General features: G+C 34.2%; 18 protein-coding genes. 2 read left to right on the forward strand and 16 right to left on the reverse strand.

The annotated features are described in order from the left end of the window. Positions 1–9 precede the first annotated feature (9 nt). The 4 genes from holA to BCR23_RS00380 all read right to left on the reverse strand — a co-directional run bounded on the left by holA (position 10) and on the right by BCR23_RS00380 (position 4697). The gene (holA, locus tag BCR23_RS00365) at positions 10–1041 is read right to left on the reverse strand and encodes a DNA polymerase III subunit delta (protein WP_069633522.1); all 1032 of its coding nucleotides are present in this window, start codon (positions 1039–1041) and stop codon (positions 10–12) included. A gap of 49 nt (positions 1042–1090) precedes the next feature. Beyond that, positions 1091–3433, reverse strand: a complete 2343-nt coding sequence (locus BCR23_RS00370) for a DNA internalization-related competence protein ComEC/Rec2 (RefSeq protein WP_069633523.1) — start codon at positions 3431–3433, stop codon at positions 1091–1093. Further along, entirely contained in the window at positions 3396–3905 is a 510-nt protein-coding gene (locus tag BCR23_RS00375) for a ComE operon protein 2 (protein ID WP_069633524.1), read from the reverse strand. Before BCR23_RS00375 ends, BCR23_RS00370 begins: the two co-directional genes overlap by 38 nt. A 168-nt stretch (positions 3906–4073) precedes the next feature. Then, entirely contained in the window at positions 4074–4697 is a 624-nt protein-coding gene (locus BCR23_RS00380; protein ID WP_069633525.1) for a helix-hairpin-helix domain-containing protein, read from the reverse strand. A gap of 99 nt (positions 4698–4796) precedes the next feature. Between BCR23_RS00380 and BCR23_RS00385 the strand changes: the two genes are divergently transcribed. Further along, the gene (locus BCR23_RS00385; protein WP_069633526.1) at positions 4797–5312 is read left to right on the forward strand and encodes an RNA polymerase sigma factor; all 516 of its coding nucleotides are present in this window, start codon (positions 4797–4799) and stop codon (positions 5310–5312) included. Positions 5313–5377: 65 nt separating this feature from the next. Continuing rightward, positions 5378–6199: a PH domain-containing protein gene (locus BCR23_RS00390; protein ID WP_069633527.1), complete on the forward strand. Its 822-nt coding sequence runs from the start codon at positions 5378–5380 to the stop codon at positions 6197–6199. Positions 6200–6245: 46 nt separating this feature from the next. Here BCR23_RS00390 and BCR23_RS00395 read toward each other — a convergent pair whose 3' ends face one another. The 12 genes from BCR23_RS00395 to pyk all read right to left on the reverse strand — a co-directional run bounded on the left by BCR23_RS00395 (position 6246) and on the right by pyk (position 19093). Next, positions 6246–7307: a SepM family pheromone-processing serine protease gene (locus tag BCR23_RS00395; protein ID WP_069633528.1), complete on the reverse strand. Its 1062-nt coding sequence runs from the start codon at positions 7305–7307 to the stop codon at positions 6246–6248. Next, on the reverse strand, positions 7300–7800 hold the full coding sequence (coaD, locus tag BCR23_RS00400; protein ID WP_069633529.1) for a pantetheine-phosphate adenylyltransferase: 501 nt from the start codon (positions 7798–7800) through the stop codon (positions 7300–7302). Before coaD ends, BCR23_RS00395 begins: the two co-directional genes overlap by 8 nt. Further along, the gene (gene rsmD, locus BCR23_RS00405) at positions 7793–8356 is read right to left on the reverse strand and encodes a 16S rRNA (guanine(966)-N(2))-methyltransferase RsmD (protein WP_069633530.1); all 564 of its coding nucleotides are present in this window, start codon (positions 8354–8356) and stop codon (positions 7793–7795) included. Before rsmD ends, coaD begins: the two co-directional genes overlap by 8 nt. Positions 8357–8464: 108 nt before the next feature. Further along, positions 8465–8815 carry a YlbG family protein gene (locus BCR23_RS00410; RefSeq protein WP_069633531.1) on the reverse strand — a complete coding sequence of 117 codons (351 nt, stop codon included), beginning with the start codon at positions 8813–8815 and terminating at the stop codon, positions 8465–8467. Beyond that, entirely contained in the window at positions 8805–9236 is a 432-nt protein-coding gene (locus BCR23_RS00415) for a YlbF/YmcA family competence regulator (RefSeq protein WP_069633532.1), read from the reverse strand. Before BCR23_RS00415 ends, BCR23_RS00410 begins: the two co-directional genes overlap by 11 nt. 2 nt (positions 9237–9238) lie before the next feature. Then, on the reverse strand, positions 9239–10360 hold the full coding sequence (locus tag BCR23_RS00420; protein WP_069633533.1) for a CAP-associated domain-containing protein: 1122 nt from the start codon (positions 10358–10360) through the stop codon (positions 9239–9241). A 19-nt stretch (positions 10361–10379) separates the two neighbouring features. Beyond that, a complete protein-coding gene (locus BCR23_RS00425) occupies positions 10380–13808 on the reverse strand; it encodes a pyruvate carboxylase (RefSeq protein ID WP_069633534.1) in 3429 nt (1142 codons plus the stop codon). Positions 13809–13912: 104 nt separating this feature from the next. Further along, positions 13913–15106 (reverse strand): FtsW/RodA/SpoVE family cell cycle protein, encoded by a 1194-nt coding sequence (locus BCR23_RS00430; RefSeq protein WP_069633535.1) that lies wholly within the window; start codon positions 15104–15106, stop codon positions 13913–13915. Between the two features lie 3 nt (positions 15107–15109). Further along, complete coding sequence (locus tag BCR23_RS00435) at positions 15110–15412, reverse strand: Fpa/YlaN family protein (RefSeq protein WP_069633536.1); 303 nt, start codon at positions 15410–15412, stop codon at positions 15110–15112. Positions 15413–15672: 260 nt separating this feature from the next. Next, on the reverse strand, positions 15673–15828 hold the full coding sequence (locus BCR23_RS14670) for a hypothetical protein (RefSeq protein ID WP_167352140.1): 156 nt from the start codon (positions 15826–15828) through the stop codon (positions 15673–15675). 305 nt (positions 15829–16133) lie between these two features. After that, positions 16134–17153: an alcohol dehydrogenase AdhP gene (gene adhP / locus BCR23_RS00440; RefSeq protein ID WP_069633537.1), complete on the reverse strand. Its 1020-nt coding sequence runs from the start codon at positions 17151–17153 to the stop codon at positions 16134–16136. A 182-nt stretch (positions 17154–17335) separates the two neighbouring features. Continuing rightward, positions 17336–19093, reverse strand: a complete 1758-nt coding sequence (pyk, locus tag BCR23_RS00445; protein WP_069633538.1) for a pyruvate kinase — start codon at positions 19091–19093, stop codon at positions 17336–17338. Between the last annotated feature and the right edge of the window lie 65 nt (positions 19094–19158).

A 19158-nucleotide genomic window follows, 5' to 3' on the forward strand; every position in this document is an offset into this window, starting at 1 on the left:
ATTCAATATTTAACTCATAACCTGTCCAGATAATTTAAGAATAAATAACTCAAAAAGTAACTCTTTATCCATCTTACCTGTTTTCATTTGATAATCATTCTCCACTAATTCATCATAGATAGCTTCCAAACGATCAAGTTCAAATCTTCGCACCTGCTGTAAAGCTAGTTTCACTCGATAAGGATGAACCTTTAATGTATCAGCAATATTTGATTGTTGATACCCTAACTTCGCTAAAATTTTTGTTTGTAAAAAGAGACGAATCTGATTTAATAAAATCGCATTTAACTTGATAGTTTCTTCTCCTTGAAGCAATAGATCTTCATATAGTTGGATTGCTTTTTCTCCATGACCAGATAAAACATCATTTGTTAGGTCAAACACATTATGTTCTAAGGATTTAGGCACTAACTCTTTGACACTATTTAATGAAATTATTTTGCTATCAGATGCATATAAAAATAATTTCTGTAACTCTCCCATCACTTTTGATAAGTTTAAATCAGTCAGCTGTAGTAATAAGTCAAAAGCTTCTGGTCGAATTTCATATCCTTCTCCATGAATTGTTTGTTCCACGTACTGTCTTACTTCTCGCTCCCCCATTGGATTAACATCAATGATTTCAGCTAGCTTTTTTATTGATTTGACCACTTTTTTTCGTTCATCTAATTTTTCAACGTTCGCAATAAATACTAGAATAGTCGTTGGTGACGGCTGCTCTAGATATTTAAGTAAACTGTCAATATCGTGTTCGAGCCCATTTGTTTTTTTCTCAGCGGTTAAAAAATAAGGATTTTCAATAAAAACCAACCGATAATCACCAAAAAATGGTATCGTTTCAGCTTCTTCCATTGCAACAGATAACGGAACTTCTTCCATATCAAATGAAGAGTAGTTAAATTGATCATCTTCTGTTTTGATCAGTTGGTTCATTAATTCTGTTTTAAACAATTCACTTAAATACCCTTCTGTTCCCTGAATTAGATAAACAGAAGCAAACTGCTGTTGTCTTACTTTTTTCAACGCCTCTTGTAAATTCATATTTTCCCTCATTTCTCTTTTCCATCCTATCACTTTGCTTAAGGAATTGCTAGTTTCCTGTTATGATTGTTTTGGCAGATGACATTTTTGAAAATGGTGACCATTCATAATAAATCATCCCATTTTTATCTGTTTGAAAAATCTTTACGTCACTCTTAGTTAATGCAGAAATTGACTCTTCATGAGGATGTTTGAACCTATTATTACGCCCACATGAAATAATTCCATCAGCCACTCTGAGCTTTTCAATGAACACAGGATCAGATGAGGTTTTGCTGCCATGATGTCCTACTTTTAAAACATCTACTTTTAGCGAAGAAAACTGTTCTAATAATTGTTGTTCCCCTTCTTTTTCTAAATCTCCTGTAAATAAAAAACGCCTTCCAGCAATCTTGGTATAAACTACCATCGAATCTTTATTTTCTCCTGTTCCTGAAATGCTAGGAGCAAGAATTTTAAGTGGAATTTTTTGACTAATCGAAGCACCAACTAAAATTGGATAGCATTTAGTACCTGTCTTTTTTAAACGATTCATCATAAGACGAAAAGCGACTTTATTTTCTGTACCAACTGGAAAATAAAGGGAACGAATTGGGATTTTGTCATTGATCGTTAATAAATCACCACAATGATCAATATCTCCATGACTGATCAACACCTTATCTAAATATTTCACGCCTTTACTTTTCAAGTATGGAATTACTGAATATTCAGCATTCTTCGGTTGTTTTGCTTTAACAGCCCATTCTTCTTTTTTAAAATCAATTTTCCCACCTGTATCAATCAAAATATTCTCCTGATGAAATGGCGCTTGAATAAAGATGCTATCTCCTTGTCCAACATCAATAAAAGCAACGGTTCCGTTGAAGGATAAATATTTATTGTACAACATCAGAATAAGAATAATACCAACTACGTATGATTTTTTTGATCGAATATACATCGTATGCAACAACAAAAAAAGTAGAAAACAAATTAGTAGAAAAAGTACTGGAGAAAACACACCAGTAACTATTGCATATGTGCTATAACGACTTAGCCACTCAAAGGCTGCTCGCTGTATTAGAAAATAAATCTCTAATCCATTAATTAACAAGTTAAGTTTAAATAAAAACGATCCTAACAGACTAACCGTTAGTACGGGTAATAATATTACCTCAAAAACAGGTAATAACAAAAATGTAAATAAACTACTCGTCAGCTGCCATTCAAAAAAGGAAAGTCCAACCAAGGGAATCATGGCGATATTCAGTAACAGAGAGAAACAATACATCTGTAGCTGTCGATTTTGGATTCGTTCTACAATTGGCTGAACATATAAAATAAAAAAAGATAAACTATAACTTAATTGGCCACCTATTGAAAATAACAAATACGGTTGAAAGATAAGTCCTACAAGCAATGATAAACTCCAACAATCCAAACTTGATAAATGCCATTTAAACTGTCGATTACTAAGGGAAAATATACTCTGTATCAACGCTCGAACAACACTAATTGAAAAGCCAGTTAATCCAGCATAAACAAAAGAAAATAATAACTGTAACCAAAATAGTCGATCAACAACAATCCCCCATCTCAAGAACAAATATCTAAAACTCCCAATAAAGAAGGTTACATGCATACCTGATAAACTAAACAGATGTAAAATGCCCAGATTAGCTAACATACCTTCTTTTTGAGAAAATTCACTTGATTTAAAACCAAAAATCAAAGTTTTTAGATGCATTGCAGTTTCTTCCAAAAAAGTATCTGAGCAATAATCGATTGCTTTTTTTCTGATTATGCTTAACCAAGCTAAAATTTCATAAAATTTAGGATTTTCAATTTTAATTGTGTGTATATCACTGATTGTTAAAGTTTGGTATACACCTTTTTCTCGCAAGTGTTGTCGATAATCAAAACCATTAAGATTCGTTTGAGTAATAGGTATCTCAAAGGTACCTGAGAGATTGATCTTTGTCACTTGATTCTCTTTTTCCCATCTCTGTTTTTCTTCCTCAGAATCAAAGCGATAAAAAGCGATTACTTTGTGCTTTTCTTTTTTATGAGTAGAGAACTCTCCCTCTAGCTGAAGTTGATCACCATCAATTTTAAACTTGTCAGGCAATACCACTAGTTGTCCGGTGGTCTCGCTTGTTTCTGAAAACTTCGGTTGTTTCTCTTTACTTAGAGTGAGATAACATGAAACAATAATCGTAAACATACATAGAAAACTAATACTAATTAACGTCTTATTTCCTGTACAAAGAACTCGACTAATAAGATAAAACCAGACCATTCCTGTTAATAAGCTTGGTTTTAAAACTAAAAAAACTGTTCCTATTGTTAATAAAACTGGAAATACCCAGTAATTATTGACCTGTTTGAGGTGCTTCGTCCATTGAAGCAATCTCTTCTTCTCCTAATTGTAATTCAGCAAAATATTTTTTTGATAAGGTTACTTGATCCACGGTTGCACCCACTTGCTGGATCAAAGCCATCGCATATTCATCATTTCGATAATCTTTTAAATAATGAATCTTTTTAATTCCAGCCTGTAAAATCATTTTTGTGCATTGTAAACAAGGGAAATGAGTCACATAAATTTCAGCCCCATCTGTTGGAATACCAAATTTTGCACACTGTAAAATTGCATTCATCTCAGCATGGATCGTTCGAACACAGTGATTATCAACAACATAACATCCCTCATCAATGCAATGAACGTCTCCACTAACTGATCCGTTATAACCTCCAGCAATGATCCGTTTGTCTCTAACAACTGTTGCACCGACTTCTAATCTGGTACACGTACTTCTTAACGATAATAATACACTTTGCGCCATAAAATATTGATCCCAAGGAATTCGTTCTACTGTCATTATTTACTCCTTTTTAATATTTATTTTTTTAAGCTATTTTTGCTGATTTTCAAATTAATAGTAGGATATACAAATAGTAAATTATAGAAAAAGTCTCGTCAAGAACCTGCACAAGATATTTGTAAAAATAGTTACTTTCCACCTCCCAGAATTAAAAAAATACAGTTTTTAGGAAGTAATTGAATCTTTTAACTTTTCAAATGTTTTCTCTCCAAATCCTGAAATATTCTTTAAGTCTTCGATTGTTTTGAACCCACCGTTTTCTTCCCGAAATCGAATAATTTCTTGAGCTTTCTTTTGACCGACCCCAGGCAAAGTCTGTAATTCTGTCTCACTTGCTTGATTCAAATTAATCTTCTTAGTATCATCATTTTGCTTTTCTATAGAATCATCATTTTTTTCAGGGTTTTGAATTATTTCACCTAGTTTTGGTACATAGATCACCATCTGATCAATAATCCGCTCAGAAAAATTGACTTGTTTTGTATCTGCTTCTTCACTTACCCCTCCAGCAAGCATTACGGCATCCCAGACACGCATATTGGCCGTTCCTTCATACATCCCTGGTTTTTCCACTGCGCCTTTGATATCCACGTATATTTGCCTAGAAATCGATTCTGTTTCTGGGAGTTGTGATGAGCTAGCTGAGGGTATAACTAATTCTTCATCTTGCAACATATCAGTAGTAGATTTACCTAAAACCAATATAACAATGATCACCAATGCTACGACCACAACGGCTCCTATAATCAAATATTGCTTATATTTGTGTAACACGGTACGATAATCCATACTTTTCCTCCTTCAAGATAAAGATACGCATTATTTTTATCTTTTCATGATAGAAAAAAAGAAACTCCGTCGTATAATAAAGTAAGAAGGTGATAAAAGATGGAAAAGGAAATAATCGAACTTTTAATAAATAAAGATTTTTTAGGGTTAGAAAAATTTATTGATCTTTTCGGGACTGATATCGTTAAATGTATCCGATCTATCTTAAATCATACGGATGAAAGAACCTATCACAAAGAAGTTGAAAACGAGGTTTTTTATCGTATTTGGCAAAAAATTTCTACTTATAGCGAGGAAAAAAGTAGTCTAAAAACTTGGAGTTTAACTATTACACGCAATATTTGTTTGGACAAAAAACGTTTGATTATTCGACAACAGAAGATGATTCCCATGGAACAACTACCTGAGAGTATTCTAGAAGAAAATTATTTTGAAAAAGAAGATTTTTTAGATTTATTGCACCATCTAACACAAGAAGATCAATTGATTTTCTTAAAATATTATTACTATCAAGACACACCAAATGAAATAGCCGAAGAATTGAATATAGATGTTTCACAAGTCTATAATCACCTTTCACGTGGAAGAAAAAAACTCAAACAGTTATTGATATGAGCCAACTGTACTTTCATATTTTCCTGTCAGAGCATACATTTTTAAAATTTAAGGAGGAATTTCAAATGGTCAATCCTTTTAAAGCTGTCATTAACCAGATCAATAAAGAAATAACAAGTGACTCAAAAAATGAGTTGAATACACAGCAAAAAAAGAATTTATTCAATCAAACAAAGATGTATATTTTTTTACAGGACTTTATAGAAAAAATTAAACCTTACTTAGAAGATGATGAAGAAATACGAGCTTATTTACCAATGACCAGCGACGGACAAAATGCTTCTGCAGTTGGGCTTGGTTTACTAGGAATGTATCATCCAGAATCTAAAGAAGCGAAAGCTTATGTGAAAGATTTCAATGACTTGAGGGGAAATAGAATCTTAATTTTTACAAATCAAAGAATGATTTTTACAACAATTATCGAATTTTTAGATCAACAAACGTTCTTTAGTTATCCTTATGACACGATCAAAGCTATTACTTTAAAAGAAAATAAAATAAACTATTTCGATTGGGAAGATTCTTTCCCACCAAAACGAGTTGCTCTTCATACGTATACTTTTGACTTTGAATCTGAGGATCATATTTTTTCAGAGTTACTAGGTCAACAAGATGCAGATATCTTGAAACGGCAATTGTTAGAAATACCTGCTTTGGAAGATATGCTTGTTACAAGAAAAATATATCGTGAGCGAAAATTTGACAGAATTGTTAATAATCCTGTGTTAGCTTATAAGTTGAGCTATTACTTTTTTAGTATCCTTGCAATAATCGTTCTTTTACTATTTGCTTTAGGAGGCTTCTTTCATATAGGACCCTTCAAAGCTACGTTTAACTTCTCTACTACTTGGATTATTCAAGAAATCTACAGTTCTTTTTTGAAATAAATAGAAAAAAGAAAACCAAACATTTTATTGTCTGGCTTTCTTTTTATTATTTTTCTTTTAATTTTTCAAGATAATTCAACGCATCCTGTACATTTTTTACAGGAATAATTTTCATTTTGGTCCCGACTTTTTCAGCAGCAGCTTTTGCTTCTTCATAATTTGTTTTAATTCCTGGTTCCGCTTTTTTCATTTCTTTTGTAATTTCATCGTCTGGTGCAAAAAAGATTTCTGTATTATTTTTGCTAGCTGTGACCACTTTTTTGTCGATTCCGCCTATTCTTCCAACAATACCGTCACTATTAATTGTTCCTGTACCAGCAATTTTATGTCCCTTACGAATCCCTTTTTGAGTCAATTGCTCATAGGTCTGCAAGGTAAACATCAGCCCTGCCGATGGTCCACCAATATCTCCAGCATCAATTTCAACTGGGATAGAAGAGTGAATCTCTGTATGATCAGTTAGCCCAATACCGATACCAGCTTTTTTATCAGTTGGTAGTTCAATCAATTTGCCAGTTGCCTCGTTTGATTTGTTATCTTGTAAATAAGTAACAGTAACCTCTTGTCCAACTTTTTGTTTTTTTACATAATCAACAAATTCTTGACTACTTTTAAAAGTCTTTCCATCAATTCCGGTTACTGTATCACCAACAGATATTTTTCCTTTAAAGTTAGAATTATCTTCAATTGCTAAAACATAAACACCTTTAAATGTCATTTCATAAGGAATTTTAGCAAGTTTAAGTGCTTGTTCTATCGCAGCATTTTTTGAAGAATCCATATAATATTGCTGTATCCGTTCATATTCACTGTTTGTGCTTGAACCCATTAAGTCTTTTTTACTAACTAGTTCTTCAAAATTAGAAAATTTTGCTTTTAACGCTGTAGCTAAAGTCGCTTTGCGCACACCAACAGTTGTCAGATAAAAAGCTCCTGGTTCTGAATCTTTTTTATTATTTACCGTAACGAATTCTTTCAAATTCTCAGTTGTACCGGGACCTTCAATATAATAAGGAATAGGAAAAATCAATATAATGATCAATAAAATGATTACTCCGAAAGGAAATATCGACTTGATTGATACTTTTTCTTCATGATTATTATTCATTGGGTTTCATCTCACGATTCTTTTGATTTAATGCTTCACAAATAACTGATGGTAAGTAGGCAGAAACATCCCCGCCGAACTTCAACACTTCTTTTAACAAACTTGAACTAATATGAGCATATGATTCATCCGCCATTAAAAAGACTGTTTCTAATTCGGGTGCTAGATGATGGTTCATCATAGCAATATCTTTTTCATATTCATAGTCCTTCACATTTCTTATACCACGAATTAAAAAACTAGCACCTAACTGCTCAGCAACTTCAACGGTCAGCTTTGTTTCCTGAACAATCACTTCAACGTTTTTCAGATCCTTTACCACGGTTTTTATCAGCGAAAGCTTTTCTTCCAATGTAAAAAGAGCGGATTTATTTGTGTTAACAAAAACACCAATGATCACTTTGTCAAACAGTTTAGTACTGCGCTGAATCATATTCAAATGACCATTCGTCAGCGGATCAAAACTACCAGGAAAAAGAGCAATTTTAGTCATTTTTTTCCTCCTGTTTATAAATCGTTATTTGAGTAATACCATATGTTGTTTCACGAAATTTTACTAACGTACTAATCGTTTCAGGTAGGTTTACAGATTTATCAGTCTCACAAACAACAATGGCATCTTCATTTAATAAATCATATGTTAGCATTCGATCGATTTGTTTTTCGATTTCCTGTTTTGCGTATGGTGGATCAAGCAAAACTAAATCAATCTTTGTTCCATCCTCTTTTAGGTACTCCAATGCTTTATTTGCATCCATCTTTTTTATGATGAATTTTTCTGGTTCTTTCGTCACTTCAATATTTTCTTTGATGATTTTAATAGCAGCAAAATTTTTCTCAATACAAATCCCTTTGTCCATCCCTCTAGATACTGCTTCAATTGCAAGTCCGCCACTGCCAGCATACAAATCTAAAGCTATTCCTCCGTCGAAATAAGGACCGATCATATTGAAAATTGCTTCTTTTACCTTATCAGTTGTAGGTCGAGTATTATCACCATCGAGTGCTTTTAGACGGCGTCCCCCATATTCTCCAGAAATAACTCGCATCTTTTACCGCTCCTTTTCTTTGACATCCAATACTTATAATAGTATAACAAATATACAGAAAAAAGATGAAAAATGTTTGAAGTCCGTTCACATTTTTCATCTTAATTTTTACACGTTTTCAGCTAGACGGATTTGGGTGTTTAATTCTTCTACTTCAAAACCTTCTTCTTTTTCATATTGATACGCATTCTTTGTCCCAATTTTCTCTGCAAAATTCATTTCTACATCCGGACGATAAGAACGTTCTACTTTACGAACAAAATGCAACCCATTGATTTTAGCTTCTGAGGGTTCAATATCTTCTTCATTCATATAAATCACAACGTATTTCATCCGACGAGATACATAGTGAATCAAGCCATAACGTTTTAATGTTTTAAGTTGTTTTAGACTATAGACCCAAACAACTAAACAGCGACGTTTTTGGATTGTAAACTCTTTTTCTTCGCTAACTTGCATGACAATTACCTCCGCAACCCGAATGTTTCCCTTTTTCAAAGAAAGGATTCCCGGCATCTACTTTAATATCCTCTGAAATTGTTTTAGCTACTGACATACCAACCAAATCTAATATTGTTTGAACAGCTGTTTCAGAAAAACGAAATTCAGCTACTTCATCGCTCATATCCAACGCTCTTTTGGCCTGTCGAAGAGCTCTTTGTTTTGTCCGAAAATCTGGCGCATGATTCCCATATGCTTCGATTCGTTCAAAAGAATCTTTAGCATCCAAAAAAGCTTTCTGTTTCTCACGAATATCTTTGGATTCATACATTGCTTGGCGATTTATTTTATAAGATTCAATACTTTCACTTGTTAAGATAGCTTGAACAAGTTTTTCTGTTTGATCTTCTATTTCAAATAGTTTTTCTGTTACTATCATAATTACTCACTTTCCTCTGTCTGAGATATTTCTTTTTCTGTCTCTTGTAATAAGACTAACATACTTGCTTTAGAGAAAGCAACGCCAATGTTTTCATTTTCTCTATGTGCAAAACGTGAATGGTATAATGAATCAGAAAACCATGCTAGAACTGTAAAAGATGGATCATAGATTGGTTCGGTAAATATTCCAGTCGCTTTCTTTTTATCCAGCTGTCCAATTTTCAACAATTTTTGATACTCATCGTTTGTTAAAGTAAATATCTCTGATGCTGTCGCTTGCTCTTTACTAAATTGCCAAATTTCAGCTCTTTCAGTTGAAAGAATGCTTTTTGTGTTTTTAGCTAATGTTTCAAAAAGTTTTTGAGCATTTTTTTGATTCTCGGTATTCACATGATACGCAGGTAAATTTTCTTTTAGCTTCAATAAATTGATCATCCTAATGACCTGATGACTTTTTATTGCGTCAAATCCATTTGTTTTTTCCGTCATCAATATAGGTACTGCTTCACCTTCCATTAGCTGATAAGGCATTAAAGTCAGTAATGTTTCTTTATCTAAATACGTCACAGCAGCCAATTGACCATTTCCTTGATTAAAAAACAAAATGGCAAATGTTTTATTATCAAACGCAATCAATGGACGATAATTCATATCTTCTTCCATCAATTCAATGTTATAGTTCTCTTCTTTATATGTAAATGCAAAATCTGAATAAATGGTCATCAATTCTGAAACTTCTGATAATGTCATACCGATAGAAAAAGGAGCTGTTTTTTTTGAACTATTAAAAGCTTTGAGCATTGTGATTTTTTCATCTTTGACATTCACTTCTAAATATTCAGAATCTTTTTCTCCATATATCCATAGTTCATAGCCCATTCCCGTTTTTTGCTTTTCAATTGGTTCTCCATAATCAGTGACAAAATCAATTGTTTTTTCCCCTATGTAAGTAGCGTATCCAGAAGTTGGAATTTCTTCGTAAGGCAATGCAGTAAGGGAGGCTTGAAGCCCCCCAGTATCTGCTTCTTGCTGCTTTTTTTCAACAGGAAAAAAGACAGGCTGTAAATAGCCAATTGTTAGGACTACAAAGAAAATGCCCAAAAAAGCTAAAAATCGTCTCATCTTTCTCCCCACTTCTCGTTTAATTTTCTTTTACTTCTATTAATAGATCGCCTGAACTGATTGGTTCGCCTTCAAGAACGTAAATATGTTCTACAACACCGTCAAAACGTGCTTCAATGGTAGTCTCCATCTTCATCGCTTCTGTAACCAGGAGAGCATCACCTTTTTTGACATTGTCTCCTTTATTTACTAAAACTTGGAGTACAGATCCTGACATCGTTGCACCGATTTGTTCTTTATTTGTTGGTTCTGCTTTACGTTTTGCCTGAATAGAAGATTTAATAGACGTGTCTTTTATGACTACTTCACGACGTTGACCATTTAAATTGAAGAATAACACTCTGTTCCCTTCAATGTCTGGATCCCCAATTTCATCTAGTCGAATAATCAATGTCTTCCCTTTTTCAATTTGTACTTCTACAGATTCACCTTGACGAATCCCTTGGAAGAAAGTTGGCGTGTCTAATAATGTGACATCTCCAAAATTTTGATATGATATACGGTAATCTAAGAATACTTGAGGATACATTAAGTAACTCAATATCTCTTCCATTTTTGGCTCATAACCGATTTTTTCAGTCAATTCTGCTTTTACTTTATCAAATTTTACAGGTGCTGCCAAATCCCCAGGTCTTTCAGTGAATGCAGGACGTCCTTTTAAAATAATTCTTTGTAAATCTTTAGGAAATCCGCCAACTGGCTGACCTAAATCACCTTGGAAAAATGTCACTACTGATTCTGGGAAGCTTAAATCTTCACCATTGGCATAGATATCTTCTTCAGTTAAATTATTTTGAACCATAAATAATGCCATATCTCCTACGACTTTTGAAGATGGGGTTACTTTAACAATATCACCAAACATCAAGTTAACAGTATGATACATCTTTTTGATATCATCCCATTTGTGCCCTAAACCAACAGCTTTGGCCTGTTGTTGTAGATTGGAATATTGACCACCAGGCATCTCATGCATGTACACTTCTGTTTGTGGTGCATTCAATCCATTTTCAAATGGTTTGTAATACATACGAACATCTTCCCAATAATGGTTTAGTTTTTGCGTATTGTCAATATTAACGTCTGGCGTACGCTCACCATTTACTAAAGCATAATATAAACTACTCATACTTGGCTGACTAGTTGCTCCACTCATTGCACTTGTTGCTACATCAACAATGTCTACGCCAGCCTTCGTAGCTGCCGAGTAAGTGATAATACCATTACCGCTAGTATCATGAGTGTGCAAATGAATTGGTAAGTCAGTAGTGTCTTTCAGCTCACTAATTAAACGGTATGCTGCTTGGGGTTTTAACAAACCAGCCATATCTTTGATTGCAATAATATGCGCACCCATTTTTTCAAGTTCTTTTGCCATATTTTTGTAATACTCAACATTATATTTTGCTCTAGAAGGATCATTGATATCACCAGTATAACAAATGGCAGCTTCAGCGATTTTCCCTGTATCTCTAACAGCTTGAATACTTTTTTCCATTTGTGGCAACCAATTTAAGCTATCAAAAATACGAAATACATCAATGCCTTGTCTTGCTGATTCTTTAATAAATTCTTCAATAACATTATCTGAATAATTTTGGTATCCTACAGCATTTGATCCTCTAAACAACATCTGTAGCAATGTATTTGGCATCAATTTACGAATTTTTCGTAGTCTTTGCCATGGATCTTCATTCAAGAAACGATAAGCAACATCAAAAGTTGCACCACCCCACATTTCACTTGAGAATAACTCCGGAAGACCTTCTCCAGTCAAACGTGCAATTTCTTTGAAATCTTGCGTTCTAACACGTGTAGCTAATAAACTTTGATGTGCATCACGGAAAGTCGTATCAGTCAATAATACATTCTCTTGCTTCTTGATCCAATCGATTACACCACTCGCACCATCTGTATCCAAAATATTTTTTGCTGTCACATAATCACTGCGTAATTCTAAATCAGTTGGAATACGTGGAGCATCAAAATATCTCTTTGTTGATTTTTCAATCCCTGGAAAACCGTTAACGGTTACTTCACCAATATACTTCATTGTTTTGTTGCCACGATCTCTTAATTTAGGGAATTCAAATAACTGCGGAGTACTATCAATAAATGTTGTTTTGGCTTCACCCGACTGAAACTCAGGATGACCAATCACTTTGTGCAGAAACGGAATATTCGTTTTAACACCACGAATTCTAAATTCTCTTAAGCAACGTTCCATTTTCTGAATTGCTTTTTCAAAAGTAAATCCATGTGTACAGACTTTTACTAATAGAGAATCAAAATACGGAGTCACCACAGCACCAGAGTAGGCATTTCCAACATCCAATCGAACGCCAAAACCACCTGGTGATCGATAGGTATCAATTTTACCAGTATCAGGCATGAAGTGATTCAATGGATCCTCTGTTGTAATACGGCATTGAATAGCTGCACCATTTAAAGTGATGTCCTCTTGAGCAGGGATCTTCATATCTTTATGCAGATCCAAACCTTGAGCAATTTGTAACTGAGAAACAACGATATCAATATCAGTGATCATTTCAGTGATCGTATGCTCTACTTGAACACGAGGATTCACTTCAATAAAATAAAATCGATCGCCTTCAACTAAAAACTCTACTGTTCCTGCATTGATATAATCAACATGCTTCATTAGTTGAACGGCGGCATCACAAATTTCTTTTCGTTTGGCTTCACTCATTGAAATACACGGAGCTACTTCTACCACTTTTTGATGGCGACGTTGAACCGAACAATCTCGTTCAAATAAATGAATCACATTCCCATGTTTATCACCTAATATTTGAACTTCAATATGTTTAGGATTAGAAATATATTTTTCTACATATACTTCATCAGAGCCAAATGCAGCTTTTGCTTCACTTTTTGCTCTCAAGTAGCCTTCTTTAGCTTCCTTTTCATCATGAGCTACACGCATTCCGCGACCGCCTCCACCAAGTGCGGCTTTAATCATAATAGGGAAACCATGTGTACGTCCAAAATCCAAGACGTCTTCCACGGTATCAACTGGTCCATCAGATCCAGGTATAGATGCGATGCCTGCTGCTACAGCAGCTTCTTTGGCTTTTATTTTATCTCCAAAAATATCTAAGTGGTGCAAAGAAGGACCAACAAAAATAAGACCTTCTTCCTCACAACGACGAGCAAATTCTAAATTTTCTGAAAGAAAACCATAGCCTGGATGAATCGCATCAGCACCAGATTTTTTAGCGATACGAATAATATCCTCCATATCAAGGTAGGCTTCAATTGGTTTTTTTCCTTTACCAACTAAATAAGCCTCATCAGCTTTAAAACGATGAACAGAATATTCATCTTCTGCCGCATAGATTGCCACTGTCCCGATGTGCATTTCTGTGCAGGCTCTAAATATTCGAATTGCAATTTCTCCACGATTTGCTACTAAAACTTTTTTCATTCTTTCACTCCTACCCGTTTTTTTTGGCTGACAAAAGAAGTGTCTATCTCCGAAACATGACGGAAGCAACATTTGTCCTGCCATTTCTTTGCCTTCATTTATATTTATTGATTACCAAGTAATCGGTACTCTTGATCTATTTTTTGTTTTTTTTCATCTGCACTAATATTCAATACAAACGCCACAGCGATAGAAATAATTAGCACACTGTTTCCCCCATGACTGAGGAATGGAAAGGTTATACCAGTCAAAGGAATAACTCCTGTAATACCACCTAAATTAATAAAAACTTGTAACAATAACATTGAACCAATACCGACACACATCAATGAATTGAATGGTTTTTTAGAGCGTACGCCTACTAAAATAATACGAGCAATCATAAACATCAAAATCGCCAAAATTATCAAGGAAACTAATAAGCCTAGCTCTTCAATCGTAATAGCAAAAATAAAATCTGAATGTGCTTCTGGTAAAAAGCCTTTTTTCTGAATACTATTGCCCAATCCTTTTCCAAACCAGCCACCATTATTGATTGCATAGTATGAATTTGCCAATTGATGTCCAGTGTTTCGTTCATCTTTAAACGGATTCAAGTATACAGCAAAGCGTTGATAGACATATTGAAATCTCTCAGGAATAAAACTTCCTTTACTTATGATCAAGGCTTGAATAATGACAATACTACCAAAAATACCAGCACCACCCACAATATACGTGTACATATAATTCACACCGCTAGCTAACAGCATAATAACCACTATTAAAGTCAAAATAGCAGCATTCCCTAAATCGGGTTGAATGGCAACTAGAAAAACTAAAAAACCAACCAAAAGCATTGGTCTGAATACTGCTTTCTTAAATTCTTTATCAATGTACTTCTGTCTGCGTCCCAAAATAAAAGCCAAATACCAAATGACCATAATCTTCAAATATTCAGCTGGCTGCATTGAAAAAGCGCCTAAATATAGCCAACCAGAAGCACCATTAATCGTTCTACCTAACGGTGTAAATTTAACGGCCATTAATAAAACAGATATTACTGCGATTGCAAACATAATAAACGCTTTATTTTGAAAAACAGTTGTTTTCATCTTGTAAATAAAAAACATCGCTACTAAGCTTAACACCCAAAATTGTAATTGAGAGATAACCATACCTGTTGGCGGCAAACCCTTTGACACTAACAACGAAGATGTCGAGCTATATACCATAATCAACCCCACAGCACTGAGAACTAGGTAAGGAATCAAAATACTATAATCTAATAGATGTCTTTTTTTTATCTTATTTGGCAAAGCTTAAACCTCCTTGCCCATATCTTTTTTTTCTTGTGTTTCCTCATAAACGTCACTATATAATTGATTTAGTTCTTTTTCTAAATCACTAAGTAATTGATGTCCTTCTGTTGAACTTAAAATACCTAGACGAATTGCATAAGTTACTTGGCGAGAAAAACCATACATTTGTGTATCTACGACTTCCTCAAAAGCTTTACATTGGGAAATACATAGGCTATTTTTTTGATTGCGTATCAACATCATAATCCTTTGTGCATCATCGTTTAACAGTTGAACGGCAAAATCTTTTGAAATGGATTCCATTGCACCCAACCTCCCATCTTAATTATGTAATTATAGCATAATTTGCCCTATTATTAACAGAAATTTTCTGAAAACCTATTGTTTAATTTTTTTTAATTTCGGATAAAGATGAATGAAAAAAAACTTATCTTATCTAAATTTCACCTTAAAAAAGAACCAAGAAAACCAGACACTCAAAAAAATTCAAATTAGAGGAACTATCATTTATATTACGTATCTAAGTATTTGAACGTAACCCATTTTTTTATTTGAGTTTAATTTTAATTCAAACCATAAACAATTACATAATAAATAACATAAAACCAACTTAGTATCCCATGGAATATTGCCCACAATATACTATGCCAATTCACATACGAAATAACTAGCGCTAGCGCACAACCAAACGAGATACCTGCTTTTGCACTTTCTTTCATTGCTAATCCTCCTAGTCTAATTTCAATAGTTTTTTATTTTCAGAAAATATACATTCTAATAGCATTCACAGTCGCAAACTTTTTTACAAATACTAATATTAATAGTAACAGAATCTATTTTAAGAAGCTATCAAAGTACATAAATATAAACGGAAAAAATAAAATATTGTTTCAAGAACATCCAATTCATAATTTTAATATTAATTCAATTTAATAACTTAAATAAAAAAAATATGTTTATTACACAAATAAACCCCCAAAACCTAGACTTTGAGGGTTTTTTGTCATTTCAATTCAGATTGAATTTATTTCTTTAAATCTACAACCATTCTTCCTTTGATTTTCCCTTGTTCCATTTCTTCAAAGATATCATTAACTTCATGTAGACAGCGTGTTTCAACAACTGGCACAACTTTTCCTTCTGCACCGAATTGGAATGCTTCTTCTAAATCTTTTCGCGTACCTACAAGAGAACCTACAATTTGAATACCATCTAATACTGTTTTAACGATTTCTAAATCCATTGTTTCTGGTGGAAGACCTACTGCTACAACTTTACCTGCAGCTCGAACTGAATTAACAGCTTGATTGAATGCCACTTTTGAAACAGCTGTAACAACCGCTGCATGAGCACCGCCAACTTTTTCTTGAATCCATTCGCCGGCATCACCATCTTTTAGAGGATTACATACTAAATCAGCACCTAACTCTTTTGCAAATTCTAACTTATCATCATTAATATCGATGGCAATTACTTTTGCATTAAAGACATTCTTAGCATATTGAATTGCTAAATTACCTAAGCCACCGATACCGTAAATCGCCACCCATTCACCAGGTTTTACATCAGAAACTTTGATTGCTTTATAACATGTAACTCCTGCACACGAGATACTGCTGGCTTGTGCTGGATCTAATCCTTCTGGAACTTTAACAGCATAATCCGCTTTAACGATGCATTGTTCTGCCATTGCACCATCAACAGAAAAACCTGCATTTTTTACTTGGCGACAGAATGTTTCACGGCCAGTAATACAATATTCGCAAGTTCCACATCCTTCAAAAAACCAAGCGATACTTACACGGTCTCCAACTTTCAAACTTTCTACCCCTGGGGCAATCTCTTTAACAATACCAATTCCTTCATGACCGATTACTCTTCCAGGTACTTCCCCAAAATCGCCATGAGCTACGTGTAAATCAGTATGACAAACTCCACAATATTCTACATCCACTAAAGCTTCACCAGCTTCAAGTGGTCTAATGTCTAACTCCTTGATTTCTACTTTTCCATTATTTTCTTTACTTACAACAGCTGCTTTCATATAATCACTCCTGTATTTATTTTTTATCGTAACAATTAGATTATACCATGTATGAAATCGTTTTAAAAGCTATTTGAGAAAATATTCACAATGAAAAGTATAATTTCTTTTCCTTTTATAAAAAAAGGGAATAAATCATATAACATGATTCATTCCCTTCATTAAAGAGCAGATTTAACGTTTTAGATTGCTGTAGTTGCTCCGCGGTATACAATACCACGACGAGGATCAACAGTAATCAATTCGTCATTTGCAATTAAACTTGTTGCATCAGCAGCACCAACAATTACTGGAATATCTTTAGCAATTGCAACAACTGCTGCATGAGAAGTTAAGCCACCTTCTTCAACAACTAAAGCAATTGCTTTATCGATTGCAGGCATATAATCTTTGTCTGTTGTCTTAACAACTAAAATAGAACCTTCTGTTGCATTAGCAACAGCTTCTTCAGCAGTATTAGCAACAACTGCTTTAGCAATAACTGAAGCTTCTCCGATTCCTTGACCTTGAACTAATTTTGATCCAATCATTTGGATTTTCATTAGATTTGTAGTTCCTTTTTCACCTACTGGTACACCAGCAGTGATGATGATCAAATCACCTTCGCTTGCAAAGCCTTCATCTTGAGAAACGTGTGTCGCTAAGTTGAACATTTCATCAGTACTTGATGGTTTTTCAGCAACAGTTGCATAAACACCCCAAGATAATGATAAGCTGCGTGCTTTTTGTTCTGAGAATGTGATTGCAACGATATGAGCTTTTGGACGATATTTAGAAATCATACGAGCTGTGTGTCCTGATTCAGTTGCTGCAACGATTGTTTGGATACCCAAATTACGAGCAGTGTGACCAACTGATTGACCAATAGCTTCTGTCATATCTGTTTTGCTGTATAGTTTTAGTGCAAATGAATCTTGATTGATCAAGGCTTCTTCTGTACGAACAGCGATGCGAGCCATCGTTTGAACAGCTTCCAACGGATAATCTCCAGCAGCTGTTTCACCAGAAAGCATTACTGCATCAGTTCCGTCATAAATTGCATTAGCAACGTCGTTTGCTTCCGCACGAGTTGGTCGTGGGTTACGTTGCATAGAATCTAACATTTGAGTTGCAGTGATAACTGGTTTACCTAAAGAGTTACATTTTTTGATTAATTCTTTTTGAACAACAGGAACGTCTTCAGTTGGAATTTCAACACCCATGTCTCCACGAGCAACCATCAAACCGTCAGAAACTTTTAGGATTTCATCAATGTTATCGATACCTTCTTGGTTTTCGATTTTAGGAATGATTTGGATGTGTGTTGCGTCTTGTTCTTCTAAAATTTTAGTAATTTCTAAAACGTCAGTTGCACGACGAACGAAACTTGCAGCGATAAAGTCAACGCCTTGTTCGATCCCAAAACGGATATCTGCAGCATCTTTATCAGTGATTCCAGGAAGTTTTACAGAAACACCCGGCACGTTAACGCCTTTTTTATTTTTTAATACACCTTCGTTTTTGATTTCAGTAACTATCTCGTTTGCATTGCGATCAATATCAGTTACTTCTAAATCAATTAATCCATCATCTAAAAGAATATGAGAACCAACGTTTACATCGTTAATTAATTCTGGATAAGTAATTGAGAATTTTTCGTTTGTTCCTAAAACTTCTGTCATAGAAAGGCGTACTGTATCACCAGTTTTTAAAGTGATTGCACCATTTTCCATTTCGTTCGTACGAATTTCAGGTCCTTTTGTATCAAGCAAAATTGCGACACGTTTCCCTGTAATTTTTGCAGCTTCACGGATATTTTTAATACGGTTGCCATGCTCTTCAAAATCACCATGTGAGAAGTTCAAGCGACAAACATTCATCCCTGCATTCATTAAGTTTACTAGCATGTCAACAGACTCACTAGCTGGTCCGATCGTACATACGATTTTCGTTTTTTTCATTACCAAACGCTCCTATTCCATTTTTGTTTATACGTTAGTTAAGTTTATTTTCCTCAAGGATACTT

It is taken from the genome of Enterococcus quebecensis (assembly GCF_001730365.1).
Classification (GTDB): domain Bacteria; phylum Bacillota; class Bacilli; order Lactobacillales; family Enterococcaceae; genus Enterococcus_L; species Enterococcus_L quebecensis.